This is a genomic window from Bradyrhizobium sp. 172, assembly GCF_023101065.1.
GTDB classification, from domain to species: domain Bacteria; phylum Pseudomonadota; class Alphaproteobacteria; order Rhizobiales; family Xanthobacteraceae; genus Bradyrhizobium; species Bradyrhizobium canariense_D.
Genome location: NZ_CP064701.1, coordinates 4,301,416 through 4,318,126, shown reverse-complemented (window position 1 = coordinate 4,318,126; position 16,711 = coordinate 4,301,416). Strand labels below are relative to the sequence as shown.

At 65.1% G+C, this 16,711-nt stretch carries 12 protein-coding genes; 10 read left to right on the top strand and 2 right to left on the bottom strand.

The genetic code is table 11. From position 1 onward, the window contains the following. Positions 1 to 153 precede the first annotated feature (153 nt). The 3 genes from IVB07_RS20845 to IVB07_RS20835 all read left to right on the top strand — a co-directional run bounded on the left by IVB07_RS20845 (position 154) and on the right by IVB07_RS20835 (position 3,402). On the top strand, positions 154 to 1,341 hold the full coding sequence (locus IVB07_RS20845; RefSeq protein ID WP_018454478.1) for an aminotransferase class I/II-fold pyridoxal phosphate-dependent enzyme: 1,188 nt from the start codon (positions 154 to 156) through the stop codon (positions 1,339 to 1,341). A gap of 87 nt (positions 1,342 to 1,428) precedes the next feature. Then, the gene (locus IVB07_RS20840) at positions 1,429 to 1,983 is read left to right on the top strand and encodes a biotin transporter BioY (RefSeq protein ID WP_018454477.1); all 555 of its coding nucleotides are present in this window, start codon (positions 1,429 to 1,431) and stop codon (positions 1,981 to 1,983) included. Between the two features lie 84 nt (positions 1,984 to 2,067). Then, positions 2,068 to 3,402 (top strand): dicarboxylate/amino acid:cation symporter, encoded by a 1,335-nt coding sequence (locus IVB07_RS20835; protein WP_018454476.1) that lies wholly within the window; start codon positions 2,068 to 2,070, stop codon positions 3,400 to 3,402. 92 nt (positions 3,403 to 3,494) lie between these two features. Here the strand turns inward: IVB07_RS20835 and IVB07_RS20830 are convergent, their stop codons facing one another. Further along, complete coding sequence (locus IVB07_RS20830; RefSeq protein ID WP_018454475.1) at positions 3,495 to 4,727, bottom strand: FAD-binding oxidoreductase; 1,233 nt, start codon at positions 4,725 to 4,727, stop codon at positions 3,495 to 3,497. Between the two features lie 64 nt (positions 4,728 to 4,791). After that, positions 4,792 to 7,089: a ribonuclease E/G gene (locus IVB07_RS20825; RefSeq protein ID WP_345947064.1), complete on the bottom strand. Its 2,298-nt coding sequence runs from the start codon at positions 7,087 to 7,089 to the stop codon at positions 4,792 to 4,794. Positions 7,090 to 7,104: 15 nt separating this feature from the next. Between IVB07_RS20825 and IVB07_RS40690 the strand changes: the two genes are divergently transcribed. The 7 genes from IVB07_RS40690 (at position 7,105) to IVB07_RS20795 (ending at position 16,648) form a co-directional block, all read left to right on the top strand. Next, positions 7,105 to 7,953: a hypothetical protein gene (locus tag IVB07_RS40690; protein WP_345947065.1), complete on the top strand. Its 849-nt coding sequence runs from the start codon at positions 7,105 to 7,107 to the stop codon at positions 7,951 to 7,953. 616 nt (positions 7,954 to 8,569) lie between these two features. After that, positions 8,570 to 9,862 (top strand): N-acetylmuramoyl-L-alanine amidase, encoded by a 1,293-nt coding sequence (locus tag IVB07_RS20820; RefSeq protein WP_204511084.1) that lies wholly within the window; start codon positions 8,570 to 8,572, stop codon positions 9,860 to 9,862. Positions 9,863 to 10,135: 273 nt separating this feature from the next. Further along, positions 10,136 to 12,643 (top strand): penicillin-binding protein 1A, encoded by a 2,508-nt coding sequence (locus IVB07_RS20815; RefSeq protein WP_018454472.1) that lies wholly within the window; start codon positions 10,136 to 10,138, stop codon positions 12,641 to 12,643. 111 nt (positions 12,644 to 12,754) lie between these two features. Beyond that, a protein-coding gene (prfB, locus tag IVB07_RS20810) for a peptide chain release factor 2 (protein WP_157642912.1) occupies positions 12,755 to 13,886 on the top strand; the annotation gives its coding sequence in 2 pieces (ribosomal slippage) (positions 12,755 to 12,823 and positions 12,825 to 13,886; 1,131 coding nt in all). After that, entirely contained in the window at positions 13,886 to 14,767 is an 882-nt protein-coding gene (locus IVB07_RS20805) for an NAD(P)-dependent oxidoreductase (RefSeq protein ID WP_247338036.1), read from the top strand. Before prfB ends, IVB07_RS20805 begins: the two co-directional genes overlap by 1 nt. Positions 14,768 to 14,780: 13 nt before the next feature. Beyond that, positions 14,781 to 15,656 carry a DMT family transporter gene (locus IVB07_RS20800; protein ID WP_247338035.1) on the top strand — a complete coding sequence of 292 codons (876 nt, stop codon included), beginning with the start codon at positions 14,781 to 14,783 and terminating at the stop codon, positions 15,654 to 15,656. A gap of 80 nt (positions 15,657 to 15,736) precedes the next feature. Next, positions 15,737 to 16,648 (top strand): DMT family transporter, encoded by a 912-nt coding sequence (locus IVB07_RS20795; protein WP_018454468.1) that lies wholly within the window; start codon positions 15,737 to 15,739, stop codon positions 16,646 to 16,648. The last annotated feature ends 63 nt before the right edge of the window (positions 16,649 to 16,711 follow it).

Below are 16,711 nucleotides of genomic sequence, written 5' to 3'. Positions count from 1 at the left end.
ATTGGTTTTGGCGATTGGCGGCGGACCGGATACGCGATATGCCCTTTTGAGCCGTTCCCCTTATGAGCCGTACAATGCGGCCAGTCTGGGGCGCAAGCACCCCGTTTTTCCCGGGTCGGACGGATCGGCCCCGCCAGCGAATAGCAGAAATCGATGCACGATGCGACCTTGAGGAACCGGTTGGGGCAGTGGCTCGCGGCCTCCCGCCGCAGCGATGTTCCCCCGTTCATGGTGATGGACGTGATGGCCGCGGCGGCCCGAATCGAGGCGGCCGGGGGCCATGTCATCCACATGGAGGTTGGCCAGCCCGCCGCCGGCGCGCCTAAGACCGCGATTGCAGCCGCCCATGTGGCGCTCGAGGCCGGGCGGATCGACTATACCTCAGCGCTCGGCATCCCCTCCTTGCGCGAGCGCATCGCGCGGCATTATCGCGATGCCTATGGCTGTGACGTCAGCCCCGAGCGGGTCGTAGTGACCACCGGCTCCTCCGGCGGGTTCATTCTGGCTTTCCTGGCGATGTTTGAGCCGGGCGACCGCGTTGCCGTGACGGTGCCGGGTTATCCGCCGTACCGTCATATCCTTACCGCGCTCGGCTGCGAGCCGGTGCTGATCGAGACCACGAACGAGACCCGCCATGCGCTGACGGGCGAGGCGCTGCTGGCCGCCCATCGCAAGGCGCCGCTGAAGGGCGTGCTGGTCGGCAGTCCCGCCAATCCGACCGGGACGATGATGTCCCGCGAGGCGCTCGCCGGCCTGATCGCTGCGGCGGAAGACGCCGGCATCCGTTTCATCTCGGACGAGATCTATCACGGGCTCGACTACGCGTTTCCCGCCGTGACGGCTGCGGCGCTGTCGGACCACGCGCTCGTGATCAACTCGTTCTCGAAGTATTTCTGCATGACGGGCTGGCGCGTCGGCTGGATGGTCGTGCCCGAGATTCTGGTGCGGCCGATCGAGCGGCTGCAGCAGAACCTGTCGATCTCGGTGCCGTCGCTGTCGCAGATCGCGGCCGAAGCGGCCTTCGACGGCGCGGCCGAGATGGAGGAGATCAAGCACGGCTATCAGGAAAACCGGCGCATCCTGATCGAGGGATTGCCCAAGGCCGGCCTGACCAGATTTCTGCCGGCCGACGGCGCGTTCTATCTCTATGCGGACGTCTCGGATTTCACCTCCGACAGTTTCGAGTTCGCCAAGCAGATGCTCGAACAGGCCCATGTCGCGGTCACGCCGGGCCTCGACTTCGATCCCATCCATGGTCGTTCATTCATACGGCTCTCTTATGCGCGTTCGGCTGCGGAGATGCGGGAAGCAGTTGACCGGATCGCTCACTGGCTTAAATAGCCGCCAGTTTTCGCCCGCCTTCTGGAGTGCAACTTGTCTGACCGTTCCGTCCCCTCTACCGCCACGCATTCTCCTCTCGCCGCATTGATGTGGCCGATCCGGCCGGGTGAAACCGTCGGCGCCTTGCGCGCTGTCGTGCTGATTGCGCTCGGCACCGCCTTAATGGCGCTGTCAGCCAAGGTGAACCTGCCGCTGCCTTACGTGCCCATGACATTGCAGACGCTGGTCGTGTTGATGATCGGCGCCGCCTATGGCTGGCGGCTTGGCAGCGCAACCATGATCGCCTACCTCGCCGAGGGTGCAATGGGCCTGCCGGTGTTCGCCGGCCCTGTCGGTGGAATTGCACCGCTGGTGGGCCCGACCGCGGGCTATCTGTTCGGCTTCATTGGCGCCGCCTTCGTCACCGGCTGGCTCGCCGAGCGCGGCTGGGATCGCAGCGTAACGCTGCTGTTTGCGGCCATGGCGGCCGGCCACATCCTCATTCTGGCCGCGGGCTTTGGCTGGCTGGCCTTCGGTCTCGGCCTGGGCGCCGCAAAGGCGTGGCAGGTCGGCCTGATGCCGTTCGTTGCGGCGTCGCTGGTCAAGAACGCGCTGGGCGCGACGTTGATGCCGGCGATACGCCGGGTGGTCGATCGCGGGTAAAGCGCGCAATATCGAGCAGTTCCGATTGACAGGGCCGGCCAAGTTGATCTTGGCTGGCCTGGCGTTTTGAGGGGGAGTGAAACAATGACGACGACAACGATGGTGGGGGCGCCGGTCGCGCCGCCCGCCGCCAAGCCGTGGTACAAGGTACTTTATATCCAGGTGCTGATCGCGATCGTGCTCGGCGCCATCGTCGGCTGGCTCTGGCCGTCGGTCGCCACCAATGAGTGGATCAAGGCACTCGGCGACGGCTTCATCAAGCTGATCAAGATGGTGATCGCGCCGATCATCTTCTGCACCGTTGTCTCGGGCATCGCCCATATCCAGGACGCCAAGAAGGTCGGCCGCATCGGCGTCAAGGCGCTGGTCTATTTCGAGATCGTCTCGACCTTCGCACTGGTGATCGGCCTAGTCATCGGCAATCTGGTGAAGCCGGGTGCGGGCTTCGGCGGTGCCGCCGCCAATGCGCAGGCCGTCGCCAACTACGCCAAGCAGGCCGAAGGCCAGAAGTCGGTCGACTTCGTGCTGCACATAATTCCGGACACCGTCGTCGGCGCCTTCGCGCAAGGCGAGATCCTGCAGGTGCTGCTGTTTTCGGTGCTGTTCGGCTTCGCCATCATGGGGCTCGGTGAACGCGGCCACACCATCCGCTCGTTCATCGACGACGCCGCGCATGCGGTGTTCGGCGTCATCTCCATCGTGATGCGCGCAGCCCCGATCGGTGCCTTCGGCGCGATGGCCTACACCATCGGCAAGTTCGGCACCGGGGCGATCCTCAACCTGGTCGGCCTGATCGCGACGTTCTACCTGACCGCGGCGCTGTTCGTATTCGTCGTGCTCGGAATCATCGCGCGCTTCGCCGGCTTCTCCATCTTCAAGTTCCTCGCCTACATCAAGGACGAGCTGCTGATTGTGCTCGGCACCTCGTCCTCGGAAAGCGCGTTGCCGTCCTTGATGGAAAAGCTCGAGCGCCTCGGCTGCTCCAAGTCGGTGGTCGGCCTCGTGGTGCCCACGGGCTATTCGTTCAATCTTGACGGCACCAACATCTACATGACGCTGGCGACGCTGTTCATCGCGCAGGCGCTGGGCTTCGATCTCACCTTCGGCCAGCAGCTCACCATCCTGGTGGTGGCGATGCTGACCTCGAAGGGCGCCTCCGGCATCACGGGCGCGGGCTTCATCACGCTGGCGGCGACGCTCGCCGTGGTCGATCCGCGCCTCGTGCCGGGCATGGCGATCGTGCTCGGCATCGACAAGTTCATGAGCGAGTGCCGCGCGCTGACCAATCTGTGCGGCAATGGCGTTGCCTGCGTGATCGTCGCCTGGTGGGAGGGCGAGCTCGATCGCGACAAGCTCAACGCCAACCTCGCCCGGCAGATCGATCCGACCGACATGGAAACGGCGGTCACGACGGATTGATCTGCATGTGACGGTGCCGAGCGCCGTCAGATGTTGAAATAATAGGGCTGGTCGAGATCCTCGATCAGCCCTTTTTCTTTCGCTGCGAGGGCTTAGAACCGCTCCGGCCGGTACGGCGTGGGATCGATCGCGGGCGTTTTGCCGCTCATCATCTCCGCGAGCAGGCGGCCGGTCGCGGGTCCAAGCGTAAAGCCCTGGTGGCCGTGGCCGAAGTTCATCCAGAGGCCGGCATGGCGTGGGGCAGGGCCGAGCACCGGCAGCATGTCGGGCGTGCAGGGGCGGGTGCCGAACCATGGGTCGGGCTCGACCCGCTTGCCGAGGTCGATCAGCTCGCGCGCGGAAGCTTCCGCGCTGGCGAGCTGCAGGGGCGTTGCGAGCGCGTCCAGGCCGGTCAGCTCCGCGCCGGTGGTGATGCGGATACCCTTCGCCATCGGACCCATGGCGTAGCCACCGGCCTTGTCGACCAGCGGCAGATCGAGCGAGGCGCCGCCGCTGTAATGCATGTGGTAGCCGCGCTTGCGCACCAGCGGGATGCGATAGCCGAATTTGAGCAGGAGATCGGGCGACCACGGCCCGAGCGTCACGACGGCGTGGGCGGCGTCGACGCGCCCATGGTCTGTCTTGACCGACCAGCCGGTGGCGGTCTGATGAAGGCTTTGGGCATCACCGAGCACGATGGTGCCGCCGAGGCGCTCGAACAGATCGGCATAGGCCGTGACCAGCGCGCCGGGATCGGACACGGTCCAGGTGTCGAGCCAATGGATCGCGCCGGGCAGGTCGTCGCGCAGGACAGGTTCGGCCTTGGCGAGCTCGGCGCCCGAGAGCGCACGAAACCTCACGCCGAATTCGCGCTGGTCTTCTTCCGCCGCCTTGACGGCGAGATCGAACGAAGCTGCGTCGCGATGCAGGTGCCGGTATCCCGCGCGGCGGATCAGATTGTCGGCGTGGGCTTCGCGAATGAGGATGTCGTGCTCCGCCGTCGCGTAGGCGATCAGCCGCGCCCAGGCGTCGATCGCCTCACGATGCCGCTTCGGCGCCGAATGCCACCAATAGCGAAGCAGGGGCTCGATATGGAGATGAAGCGAAGACAGGCTGTAACGCACGTCGTTGGTGCGGCCGGTCGCGATCTTCAGGAGCGTGGCGAGGTCGCGCGGCATCGGGTAGGGGCGCACCGCTTCCGCCTGGATCATGCCGGCATTGCCGTAGCTGGTCTCTCGGCCCGGCTCTCTGCGGTCGATCAGCGTGACGGACCAGCCACGCTGCTGCAGGTGCAGCGCCGCGCTGACGCCGATCATGCCGCCGCCGAGGACGATCGCGCTTTGCATTGAACTGACCTCGCCAAATCAAAACCGCCCGGTTTGGCCGGGCGGTTTCAACTATCTTGTTGCTCTATTCGCCGCCGCCGAAGCGGCGGGACCACCAGCCGGCACGACGCGGTGCGGGCGAGGTTTCGCTTGCCGCTGCGGGCGCGGGCTCCGGAGCGGGGGCGGGCGGGGCAACCGGCTCGGCCGCCTGTGCAATCGGTGTCGGTTCACTCTGGCTGCTCGACAGGAAGCTCACCTTTTCCCGAACCGTCGAGCGGCGTCGTGCGGCCTTGTCGTCGGCGTGCTCTTCGTCCGCGGCAGCAGGAGGCGGCTCAGGCTGGGCCGCTGCCTCGATCTTTGCCTCGGCGCGCGGCTCAGGCTGGTTGACCTGGGGTTCAGAGGTGTGCTCGGCCTGCGCGATCGAGGGCGCAGCCTCGCTGCCAAAACCGTCGAAATCGGCGACTGCGTCGGTCGCTTCCGACGGTGCATTGGCAGCGAGCTCGTCGCTGATGGAGCCGGCGAGACCTTCCTCTCCAGGACCGCGACGGCGGCGTCCGCCACGGCGACCACGCCGGCGACGGCGGTCGGCGCTGCCCTGCTGCTCGCCACGGGCTGCCTGTTCCTCGCCTTCCTCGCCGTCCGGCTCGGCCTCGGCATCCTCTTCGCCTTCGCCGGCTGCCATGGCCGTCTCGGCAATAACGGGAGCGCCATCCTCGCGCGTCTCCTCGTCGCGCGGGCCACCGCGACCGCGGCGGCGACGGCGACGCTTGCGGCGCTGGCCGTCCTGCTCGGTAACGGCGTCGCCTGCGGTCTGCTCCTCGGCGAGACCTTCAGTCTCCTCGGTCTCGACCTCGGATTCGGTCTCCGGATCGAACTCCTCGTCGTCATAGGCCTCTTCGACCAGGGGCGGCGGGCTTGCGGCCGCCTGCGCCGCCAGCAGAGCCTTGGCGGCTTCCAGCGTATGCACCTGCTCGCCGCGGTCGATGACATAGGCCTGCGGTCCGCTGACGCTCGGGTCGGCGATGACCGACAGCGTGACCTTGAAGCCGTTCTCAAGGTCGCGCAGATGGCCGCGCTTGTGGTTCAGCACATAGAGCGCGACGTCGGTGCGGGTGCGGACCACGAGGTTGTGGGTTGCGCCCTTCATCAGGATCTCTTCGAGGCCGCGCAGCAATTGGAGCGCAACCGAGGACACCGAGCGGACATGGCCGGTGCCACCGCAATGCGTGCAGGGATCGGTCGAGGATTCCAGCACGCTAGCGCGGATGCGCTGGCGTGACATCTCGAGCAGGCCGAAATGCGAGATGCGTCCGACCTGGATCCGCGCGCGGTCCTGCCGGAGGCAATCGGACAGCTTGCGTTCGACCGCGCGGTTGTTGCGCTTCTCGTCCATGTCGATGAAGTCGATGACGATCAGGCCGGCGAGGTCGCGCAACCGAAGCTGACGCGCAACCTCCTCGGAGGCCTCGAGATTGGTCTTGAGCGCGGTATCTTCGATATGATGCTCGCGCGTCGAACGGCCGGAGTTGACGTCGATCGAGACCAGCGCTTCGGTCTGGTTGATCACGATGTAGCCGCCGGAGCGCAACTGTACGGTCGGCGAGAACATCGCATCCAGCTGGCTTTCGACGCCCATCCGCGAGAACAGCGGCTGGCCGTCGCGATACTGTCTCACCGCGCTCACATTGGCGGGCATCAGCATCTTCATGAAGTCGCGCGCTTCGCGGTAGCCGGCATCGCCCGCCACCTGGATCTCGTCGATCTCCTTGTTGTAGAGGTCGCGCAGCGAGCGCTTGATCAGCGAGCCTTCCTCGTAGACGAGGGTCGGGGCCTGCGACTTCAGCGTCATGTCGCGCACCGTCTCCCACATGCGGATCAGGTACTCGAAATCGCGCTTGATCTCGGGCTTGGTGCGGGCGGCACCCGCCGTGCGCAGAATGATCCCCATGCCCTCGGGCACATCGAGATCCTGCACCACTTCCTTCAGGCGCGAACGGTCCTGCGCGCTCGTGATCTTGCGGCTGATGCCGCCGCCGCGCGCGGTGTTCGGCATCAAAACGGCATAACGGCCGGCGAGTGAGAGGTAGGTCGTCAGCGCCGCGCCCTTGTTGCCGCGCTCTTCCTTGACGACCTGCACCAGCATCACCTGGCGACGCTTGATGACTTCCTGGATCTTGTACTGGCGGCGGGGACGGAAGGTGCGCTCCGGCACTTCCTCCAGCACATCGTCGCCGCCGACGGATTCAACGACGTCCTCTTCGGCTTCCTCGTCGTCCTCGTCTTCGTCGTCATCCTCGGCCGTCGCTTCGGAGTCGTGATGCGGAGCCTGCGCACTCTCACCTGCGGCGTACACGGCGTCGGCAGGCTCAGTAGCCGATGTCACGGCCTCGGCAAGATCGTGAGCGTGCGCGTCGGAGGCAAACTCCTCCGGCTCGGCAACGGCCTCGGTGGCGACCGCGGGCTCGGCGCCGATCGCCGCGACAGGCGCCGGTGTCTCGTCGGCATGATCATGGTCGTGATGATCGTGCTCGCCATGATGATCGTGGTCGTGATGATCGTGCGCGTGATGATCGTCACCATGGGCATGATGATGGTCGTCGTGGTCATGCCCTTCGTGGTCATGTGCTTCGTGGCCGTGATGATCGTGGCCTTCGTGCTCGCCGTGATGCTCTGCGTCGGCGTGCAGGTGCGCGCCCTCGTGCGAAGCGCCCTCAGGCAGGGCCTCGCCCTGGACCTGCCGGGCCGCGGGATCGCCTTCGACGACCTCGCTGCGGACGCGCTCGCCATGGCTACGGCGGCGGGAATTGCGGTGGCGGGAGCGGCGGCGGCCCTGGGAGCGGTTCTCGCTCTCTTCCTCGGCCTCGCGATGGGCCTGCTCCTCGGCTTCGATCAGCGCCTGCCGGTCGGCAACCGGAATCTGGTAGTAGTCGGGATGGATTTCGCTGAAGGCGAGGAAGCCGTGGCGGTTGCCGCCATATTCGACGAAAGCGGCCTGGAGCGAGGGTTCGACCCTTGTGACCTTGGCGAGGTAGATATTCCCGCGCAGTTGCTTGCGTTGCGCGGTCTCGAAATCAAACTCTTCGACGCGATTGCCGCGGACCACGACGACCCGGGTCTCTTCCGGGTGGGTGGCATCGATCAACATCTTGTTGGGCATGTCTTAACTCTTGGCGGCGGCGGGCGCGATTCACCGTGGGCGCCATCAGCGCTGCCGGGTGACGCGACGGTCCACCTGATTCGGGGGTGAGGGGAAGGCCGAAACACCGTCTCTCGCGCCTTGCCGAACCGAAAGCCGGAGGACCGAAGCGGCGCGCGGAATTGTCACTCCGCAGCGTCGCGAATGGTCCTTCAGAATTGGTCGGCACAGTCTGGCGCATCAAGCGTCGGCCCGTATGAAACATTGGGCGGCGGGGCCGCCCCTCAATCAGTTGCTGTTGGCCAGGCATGGCGCGAGCGCGCTCGCCTTGGGGTATTACGAACCGCTCCCTTGGGATTAAGGGACCGGGTAACGGGTTGCGCCGCTGTCAGAACCGTCCCGGAAACGTGTTGGTAACCGAGGACCGTTCCGCCGCCGGGGCTTGCCCCGCTCCACCTTGCTGCCGCGCACCGCGCTGGACTTAGAGGGGAACGGAAAAACGCTGGAATTCCCAAACCTTGAGAGTTCCGGCGCTGCACCGGGAGGCTGAATGCGACACAACCGGAAATATCGGCCGTCAGCATTCCGTACATACGTGGATTGGGCCATCCGTGCAAGGAGCGTCGCACGGCGGTCACAGTCAGCGAGTTTCGCGTGTCTGTCATTAAGGATCGTTTAACCCTGTGGTTCTATTGCGTTAAAGAGGCTGCTCGGAGGCACGGAATCGGTGGCGAGCCGCGCAAATCAAAGGATCCTGCTGGGATGCGTGCTGCTCTGCGCGGCGGCATTGCCGTGTGCTGATTCCTCGCGCCTGAAGGCCGCGGAAAGTCAGCCTCAACTCCCTGTTGCATCAGCGAATTTCCCAACGGCCTCGGCCGCCCGACTGGCCGGGGACGGCAGGCAGACTCGCTTTGTCCTCGACATCGATCAGACCGTTAGCTTCCGCGCAGTCACTCTGGCCGACCCGTATCGGGTGGTGGTCGACGTTCCCCAGGTCAATTTTCAACTTCCCGCCGGCACCGGGTCCGGCGGACGCGGACTGGTCAAGGCCTTCCGCTATGGGCTGGTGATGCCCGGAGGCTCCCGAATCGTGTTCGACCTGACGGGCCCCGCCAAGATCGCCAATTCCTACGTGGTGGAGGCTGCCAACGGCCAGCCGGCGCGGCTGGTGCTCGAAATGGAGGAGGTCGAGCGCACCGCCTTCGTGCCGTCGCTGGCTCCGGAAAACCGTCCTGAGCTGCGGCCGGCTATTGCCGATCCGCCGCCCGCGACGGTTCCCGCATCTGCCCACCCTGAAGCCGGGCAGAAGGCCGATGGCCGCGCGGTCGTCGTCATTGATCCCGGCCATGGCGGCATCGACAACGGCACGCAGTCGAGCGGCGAGAGCGAGAAGAATCTGGTGCTGGCCTTTGGCCTGGCGCTACGCGAACGGCTGGAAAAGACCGGCAAATATCGCGTGGTGATGACCCGAGACGACGACACCTTCATCCCGCTCAACGACCGGGTCAAAGTCGCCCGCAACCTCAAGGCGGCGTTGTTCGTCTCGATCCATGCCGACGCGCTGCCGCGCGCCGAGGGCGATGCGCAGGGCGCGACCATCTACACGTTGTCCGACAAGGCCTCCGACGCCGAGGCGCAGCGGCTGGCGGATGCGGAGAACCGGGCGGACGCCATCGCTGGCTTCAACCTCGCCGAGGAGCCGACCGATGTCGCCGACATCCTGATCGATCTCACCCAGCGGGAAACCCGTACCTTTTCAAGCCGTTTTGCCCGCCTGTTGATGGGCGAAATGAAGTCGACGGTGCGGATGCACAAGCATCCCCTGAAGTCAGCCGGCTTCCGGGTGCTGAAGGCCCCCGACGTGCCGTCGGTCCTGGTGGAGATCGGCTATGTCTCCAACAAGGGCGACCTCGAGCATCTGGTCTCCGAGGGATGGCGGTCGCGTGCCGTGGGCTCGATGGCGCAGGCGATCGATGGATTTTTGGCCAAACGGATGGCCACGGCCGGATCGTCGAATTGACGACCGGGGGATCGTCATATTGACGACCCGGGGATCGTCGAATTGAGAGTGATTTTCCGTCCCGCCGCAAAAGCCCTAGTTTGGCCACAGCGGGCGCTTTATAAAAACGCCGCAGGGGGTTCCGGAATCGGCGAGAATCCCGCTCGGCAAGCGCCTTGAGTCCGGCACTAATAGTATTGAGTAAAGCCGGTGAATTCGCGATGGTTTGGCGCCTGTTTCTGGTGCCAGGGCTGATCTTTGGGCTGATCCAGAGTTTGAACGGATAAACAGATAATGCGCTTGCTGGTGCGGTTCATGGGCTTCCTGTTCGCCGCGGGAACGGTGTTGTTCCTTGTCGGGGTCGGTGCCGTCGCAGGCCTGATCTGGCATTTCTCCAAGGACTTGCCGGACTACTCTCAGCTTCAGGATTACGAGCCGCCGGTGATGACCCGCGTGCACGCGACCGACGGCTCGCTGCTCGGCGAATACGCCAAGGAGCGGCGGCTGTACCTGCCGATCCAGGCGGTGCCGAAACTCGTGATCAACGCCTTCCTTGCGGCCGAGGACAAGAATTTCTACGAGCATGGCGGCATCGACTACACCGGCATGGCGCGCGCCGGCGTGGTCTACATCCAGAACTACGGCTCCAACCGCCGTCCGCAGGGCGCTTCCACGATCACCCAGCAGGTCGCCAAGAACTTCCTTCTGACCAACGAGGTCTCCTTCGCCCGCAAGATCAAGGAAGCGTTGCTGGCGATGCGGATCGAGAAGACCTACTCGAAGGACAAGATCCTCGAGCTTTATCTGAATGAAATCTATCTGGGCCTTGGCGCCTACGGCATCGCAGCCGCGTCGCTGGTTTATTTCGACAAGTCGGTGAACGAGCTGACCGTGGCGGAAGCGTCCTATCTCGCGGCGCTGCCGAAGATGCCCGCGACGCTGCATCCTGTCCGCAACCGCGACCGCGCCATCGAGCGCCGCAATTACGTGATCGATCGTCTGGTTGAGAACGGCTGGGTCAAGCAGGCCGATGCCGACAAGGCGCGCAAGGAGCCGCTGGCCGTTACCAGCCGTTCCAACGGCGCCCACACCTTCGCCGGCGAATATTTCGCCGAGGAAGTGCGCCGCGACATCTTCGAGCGTTATGGCGAGAAGAAGTTATACGAGGGCGGTCTCTCGGTCCGCACCACACTCGATCCCAAGATTCAGGTCATGGCGCGCAAGACCATGGTCGCCGGTCTCGTCAACTATGACGAGCAGCAGGGCTATCGCGGCGCCATCAGCAAGCTCGACATTTCTGGCGACTGGGGCGTGAAGCTCGCCGAGATCAAGTCTCTGTCCGATATCTCGCCATGGCGCATGGCCGTGGTGCTGGAGACCAGCGACCAGTCGGCGCGCATCGGCTTCCAGCCGAGCCGCGAACTCGGCGGCGCCATCAGCAAGCAGCGCGAGACCGGCCTCATCACGCTCGACGGCATCAAATGGGCAAGAGCGGCCTCTGGGGCTGCGAAGGGCAGGGCGGCGAGCGCGGTGTCGCAGGTGCTCCAGCCCGGTGACGTGATCTACGCCGATCCGCTCTACAAGGACGCCCAGCCTGTCGAGGGCCAGTACCGCCTGCGCCAGATCCCCGAAGTGTCCGGCGCGATGGTGGTGATGGACCCCTGGACCGGCCGCGTGCTGGCGATGGTCGGCGGCTTCTCGTTCGACCAGAGCCAGTTCAACCGCGCCACGCAGGCCTATCGGCAGCCCGGTTCGTCGTTCAAGCCGATCGTCTATTCGGCTGCGCTCGACAACGGCTATACGCCTTCGACTGTCGTGCTCGACGCCCCGATCGAAATCGATCAAGGCCAGGGCGCGGGCGTGTGGCGGCCTGAAAACTTCTCCTCGGGCAAATTCCAGGGGCCGGTGACGCTGCGCAACGCATTGCGGCAGTCGCTCAACACGGTGACGGTGCGCCTCGCCCAGGACATCGGCATGCCCTTGATCGGCGAATATGCCCGCCGCTTCGGTGTCTATGACGAACTGCCGAACTATCTGTCCTACGCGCTCGGCGCCGGCGAGACCACGGCGATGCGCATGGTCACGGCCTATTCGATGCTCGCCAATGGCGGCCGCCGGGTGAAGCCGACCCTGATCGACCGCATCCAGGATCGCTACGGCCACACCATCTTCAAGCACGACCAGCGCGAATGCCGTGGCTGTGACGCGCCCGGCGGCTGGAAGAACCAGAACGAGCCGCAGCTGATCGACCGCCGCGAGCAGGTGCTGGATTCCATGACCGCCTATCAGATCACCGAGCTGATGGAAGGCGTGGTCCAGGCCGGTACCGCGACCGTGGTCAAGCAGGTCGGCAAGCCGATCGCCGGCAAGACCGGCACCACCAACGAGGCCAAGGACGCCTGGTTCGTCGGCTTCTCGCCCGACGTCGCCGTTGCCATCTATATGGGCTATGACAAACCGCGTCCGCTCGGCAAGGGCAACGCCGCGACCGGCGGCCATCTCGCAGCTCCCATCGCACGCGACTTCCTCCAGCTCGCGCTCGCCGACAAGCCCGCGGTCCCGTTCAAGGTGCCGGCCGGCATCAAGCTGGTGCGGGTCGTCGCCAAGTCCGGCATGCGCGCCGGTCCGGGCGAGACCGGCGGAACCATTCTCGAAGCCTTCAAGCCGGGCACGGCGCCGCCGGATAACTACTCCGTCATCGGCGTTGCCGATGCCGATGGGCGAGGCGGCGTGCCGGCGTCGCAGCAGCAGCAGCCGGATTCCGGTTTCTTCATGCGGCCGGGCACCGGCGGGCTGTACTAAGGCCTAGGACAAGACAAACGTTCGTCGCCGCGGCGGTTGCGCTTTGCAGCCGCCGCCGCTACATCCCGTTGTCATTAGACGCGGAAAAATTCCGCGAGACCAGAGAACCACATGCGCGCCGAAATCGAACGGTTGGTAGAAGAGATCAAGCAGTCTGTCGGGCTGCTGAGGAGGCATCTTTGACGTCGAGAAATCGACGGCGCGCCTCGCTGAGCTGAACAAGCTCGCAGAAGATCCCAATCTCTGGAACGATCCCCAGAAAGCCCAGAAATTGATGCAGGAGCGCACCTCGCTTGAGGATGCGCTCTCCGGCATCGGCAAGGTCGAGCAGGAGCTCGAAGACGACATCGGCATGATCGAGCTCGGCGAAGCCGAGGGCGATGAGGGCGTTGTCAAGGAAGCCGAAGCCGCGCTCAAGACCCTCAAGAAGGAAGTCGCCCGGCGCGAGCTCGATGCGTTGCTGTCGGGCGAGGCGGATAGTTTCGATTCCTATCTCGAAGTGCATGCCGGCGCCGGTGGCACCGAAAGCCAGGACTGGGCCCAGATGCTGCTTCGCATGTACTCGCGCTGGGCCGAAACCCACGGCTTCAAGGTCGAGGTGCTGGAAGAGTCCGAGGGCGAAGAGGCCGGCATCAAGTCCGCGACCATCCAGGTCTCCGGCCACAATGCCTATGGCTGGCTGAAGACCGAGGCGGGCGTGCATCGCCTGGTGCGGATCTCGCCGTTCGATTCCAACGCGCGGCGGCACACCTCGTTCTCGTCCGTCGCTGTGTTTCCGGTGATCGACGACACCATCAAGATCGACATCAAGGAATCCGACGTCCGCGTCGACACCATGCGCTCCGGTGGTGCCGGCGGCCAGCATGTCAACAAGACCGAGTCCGCGGTGCGGCTGACGCATATCCCGACCGGTGTCGCCGTGGTCTGCCAGGCCGGCCGCTCGCAGCACAAGAACAAGGCGCAGGCCTGGGACATGCTCCGCGCGCGGCTTTACCAGATCGAGCTGAAGCGGCGCGAAGAGAAGGCCGCCGCCGACCAGGCCGCCAAAACCGACATCGGCTGGGGCCACCAGATCCGCTCCTACGTGCTCCAGCCCTACCAGATGGTGAAGGACCTGCGCACGGGTGTGCAGACCTCCGACACATCAGGCGTGCTCGGTGGCGATCTCGACGACTTCATGGCCGCGACCCTGGCGCAGCGCGCCTTCGGCACTCCCGGCGCCGACATCGAGGACGTCGACTGATGCCCCGGATCGCCTTCATCGGGCTTGGGCGGATGGGCCATGGCATGGCCGGCCGCTATCTCGATGCTGGCTTCACGGTGACGCTGTGGAATCGCAGTAAAACAAAAGCGGAAGACCTGATCGCGCGCGGCGCGCTCTGGGCGACCTCGCCTGAGGACGCGGCGATCGACGCCGACGCCGTCGTGACCATGGTCGCCGATGATGAGGCCTCGCGTGCGGTCTGGCTCGGGCCCGAGGGCGCAGCCAAGACCGCGAAGGCCGGCACCATTGCGATCGAATGCTCCACCGTCTCCTATGACCATGCGCGCGAGATGGGCCGCGAGATGAACGCTCGCGGGCTGATCTATATCGATTGCCCCGTGACGGGATTGCCGGATGCGGCCGCGAGCGGAAAGCTGACCTTGCTCGTTGGTGCCGATGCCGCCGATCTCGAACGCGCGCGGCCTTATCTGACGCCGATCGGCTCGACCATCCGCCATTTCGGCGCGGTCGGCTTCGGCACGGTCTACAAGCTGATCAACAATCTGATGGGCGCGATCCAGATCGCCGGCCTCGCCGAGGGGCTTGCCATTGCCGAGCAGGCCGGGCTCGACATGAACCTCGTGCTGGAGTCGATTCAGGCTGGCGTGGCCGCGAGCCCGCAGGTGCAGCGTCATTCCAAGCGCATGGTCTCCCGCGATTTCTCCGGCGCGACATTCACGGCAGCGCTGCGGCACAAGGATGCCGCCTACGCGGTGAAGCTCGCCGAGAGCCTGCTGGCCGACAAGCCGCTGGTCGCGCGCGCCGCGGTGGAAGCCTACGCGCAAGCGAAGGCCGCGATGCCTGACGACGACGAAGGCAAGATGATCGAACTGGTGTCGCGGCCGAAGAAACCGTCCTAGCGGTCGCATCGACATGGGGCAGCCTCGTTCGGAACGCGGTCTCGGCATTGCCCTCGTCATATCAGCTGCGATTGCCTGGAGCACGGCGCCGTTCTTCACACGTCTGTTGCCGTTCGATCCCTGGACCATTCTGTTCTGGCGCGGCGTGTTCGGCGGCAGTCTGATCTCGGTGTTTCTCGTCCTGATGCAGGGACGCGGCGCGCTGCGGCAATTGGTGGCGCCGGGACGCGGCGGCTTGCTCGTCGCCTCATTGTCCACGCTCGGCATGGTTTCCTTCATCCCCGCGCTCCAGATGACCAAGGTGATGAATGTGGCTGTGCTGATCTCCACGCAGCCGTTCGTGGCCGCGGCGCTGGCGTGGCTGTGGCTTGGCGAAGCCGTAACATGGCGTACCCTGATCGCGAGCCTCGTTGCCTTTGGCGGCGTCGCCATCACGGTCGGAGGCATCGAAGCCGGGGCTGATGTTGGAGGCGTGGCGCTGAGTTGCTTCATGGTACTCGCCATCTCGGCGATGACGGTTGTGATCCGACGCTACCAGGAGACATCGATGGTGGCAGCTGCGGCGTTGTCGAATTTCCTGGGAAGCCTCGTCAGCCTTCCGTTTGCGCACGACCTCGTCCATATCGACAGCGCCAACCTCGCGATCCTCGCGATGTTCGGCTGCTTTCAGGTGGCGCTGGGGCTGACATTCTACATGCTCGGCTCGCGCCTCCTGCCGTCGAGCCAGGCTTCCCTGATTGCGACGCTGGAAACGCCGCTGATGCCGTTCTGGATCTGGATTGCCTTTCGCGAGATACCTGCTGTCCACGCCCTTGTTGGCGGTGCCCTGGTCATTGGGGCGGTGGTTGCGGATATCGCGGTTGACGCGCGAAGTCGCGATCGATCCTGAATCTCGCCCTTTACCCGGAAATCGGGTGGCAATTCTGGTCGCGCAGTCCTAGCAGATCGGACCATCGCTGTGAGACGCCCATGTCCCCGAACGACAACCGTATCGACGCGCGCGACTGGTCGCTGCTCACGGTGCTCTCGGTGCTCTGGGGCGGCTCGTTCTTTTTCGACGGCGCGGCGCTGCGGGAATTGCCGCCGCTCACGCTGGTGCTTTTGCGCGTTGCACTTGGCGCCGCCATTCTGCTACCGCTGCTCCGTATCCAGGGTATTGGCTTTCCCAAGGGCATCGCCGGCTGGAAGCCGTTCGTCGCGATTGGGCTCCTCAACAACGTCATTCCGTTCTCGCTGATCGTGGTCGGCCAGACCTTCATTCCGAGCGGGCTGGCGTCGGTCCTGAATGCCACCACGCCGCTGTTCACGGTCATCGTGATGGCCGCGGCGGGCGAAGAGGCCTTGCGGCTCCGCCGCGTCGCCGGCGTGGCACTGGGCCTCGCCGGCGTGATCATCCTGCACGGATGGGGTGTCGAGACACGGGCGGGGCAGGGGCTGGGCATCCTGCTCTGCCTCGGCGGCGCCTTCAGCTATGGCTTCGCCGCGCCGGCGGCGCGCCGGTTGTTGAAGGACTCCCCGCCGCTGGGGACGGCCGCGTTTCAACTGATGGCTTCCACGGTGATGATGGCGATCGTGGCCGGCGCAGCGGAGCAGCCGTGGCGTCTCCCGCTGCCGGGCGTGACGATTTGGCTCGCGGTGCTCGGCCTTGCCGGGTTGTCGACGGCGCTCGCCTATATCGTCTTCTTCCAGATCCTGCGGCGGTCGGGCGCGACCAATGTGATGCTGGTGACACTGCTCATTCCCGTCACCGCCATTCTTCTGGGATGGCTTGTGCTGGGCGAGCCGATCTGGATGCGAGAGATCGCGGGCGCGATCGTGATCGGCAGCGCATTGCTGGTGATCGACGGGCGCGTTCTGGAGCTGCTGCGGCGCGGCACATAGTTCTGGAGCGCTCGTTTCATCTCACGGAAAATCGCGGCGCTTGCCAGCCGTAAGCGAGCTTGC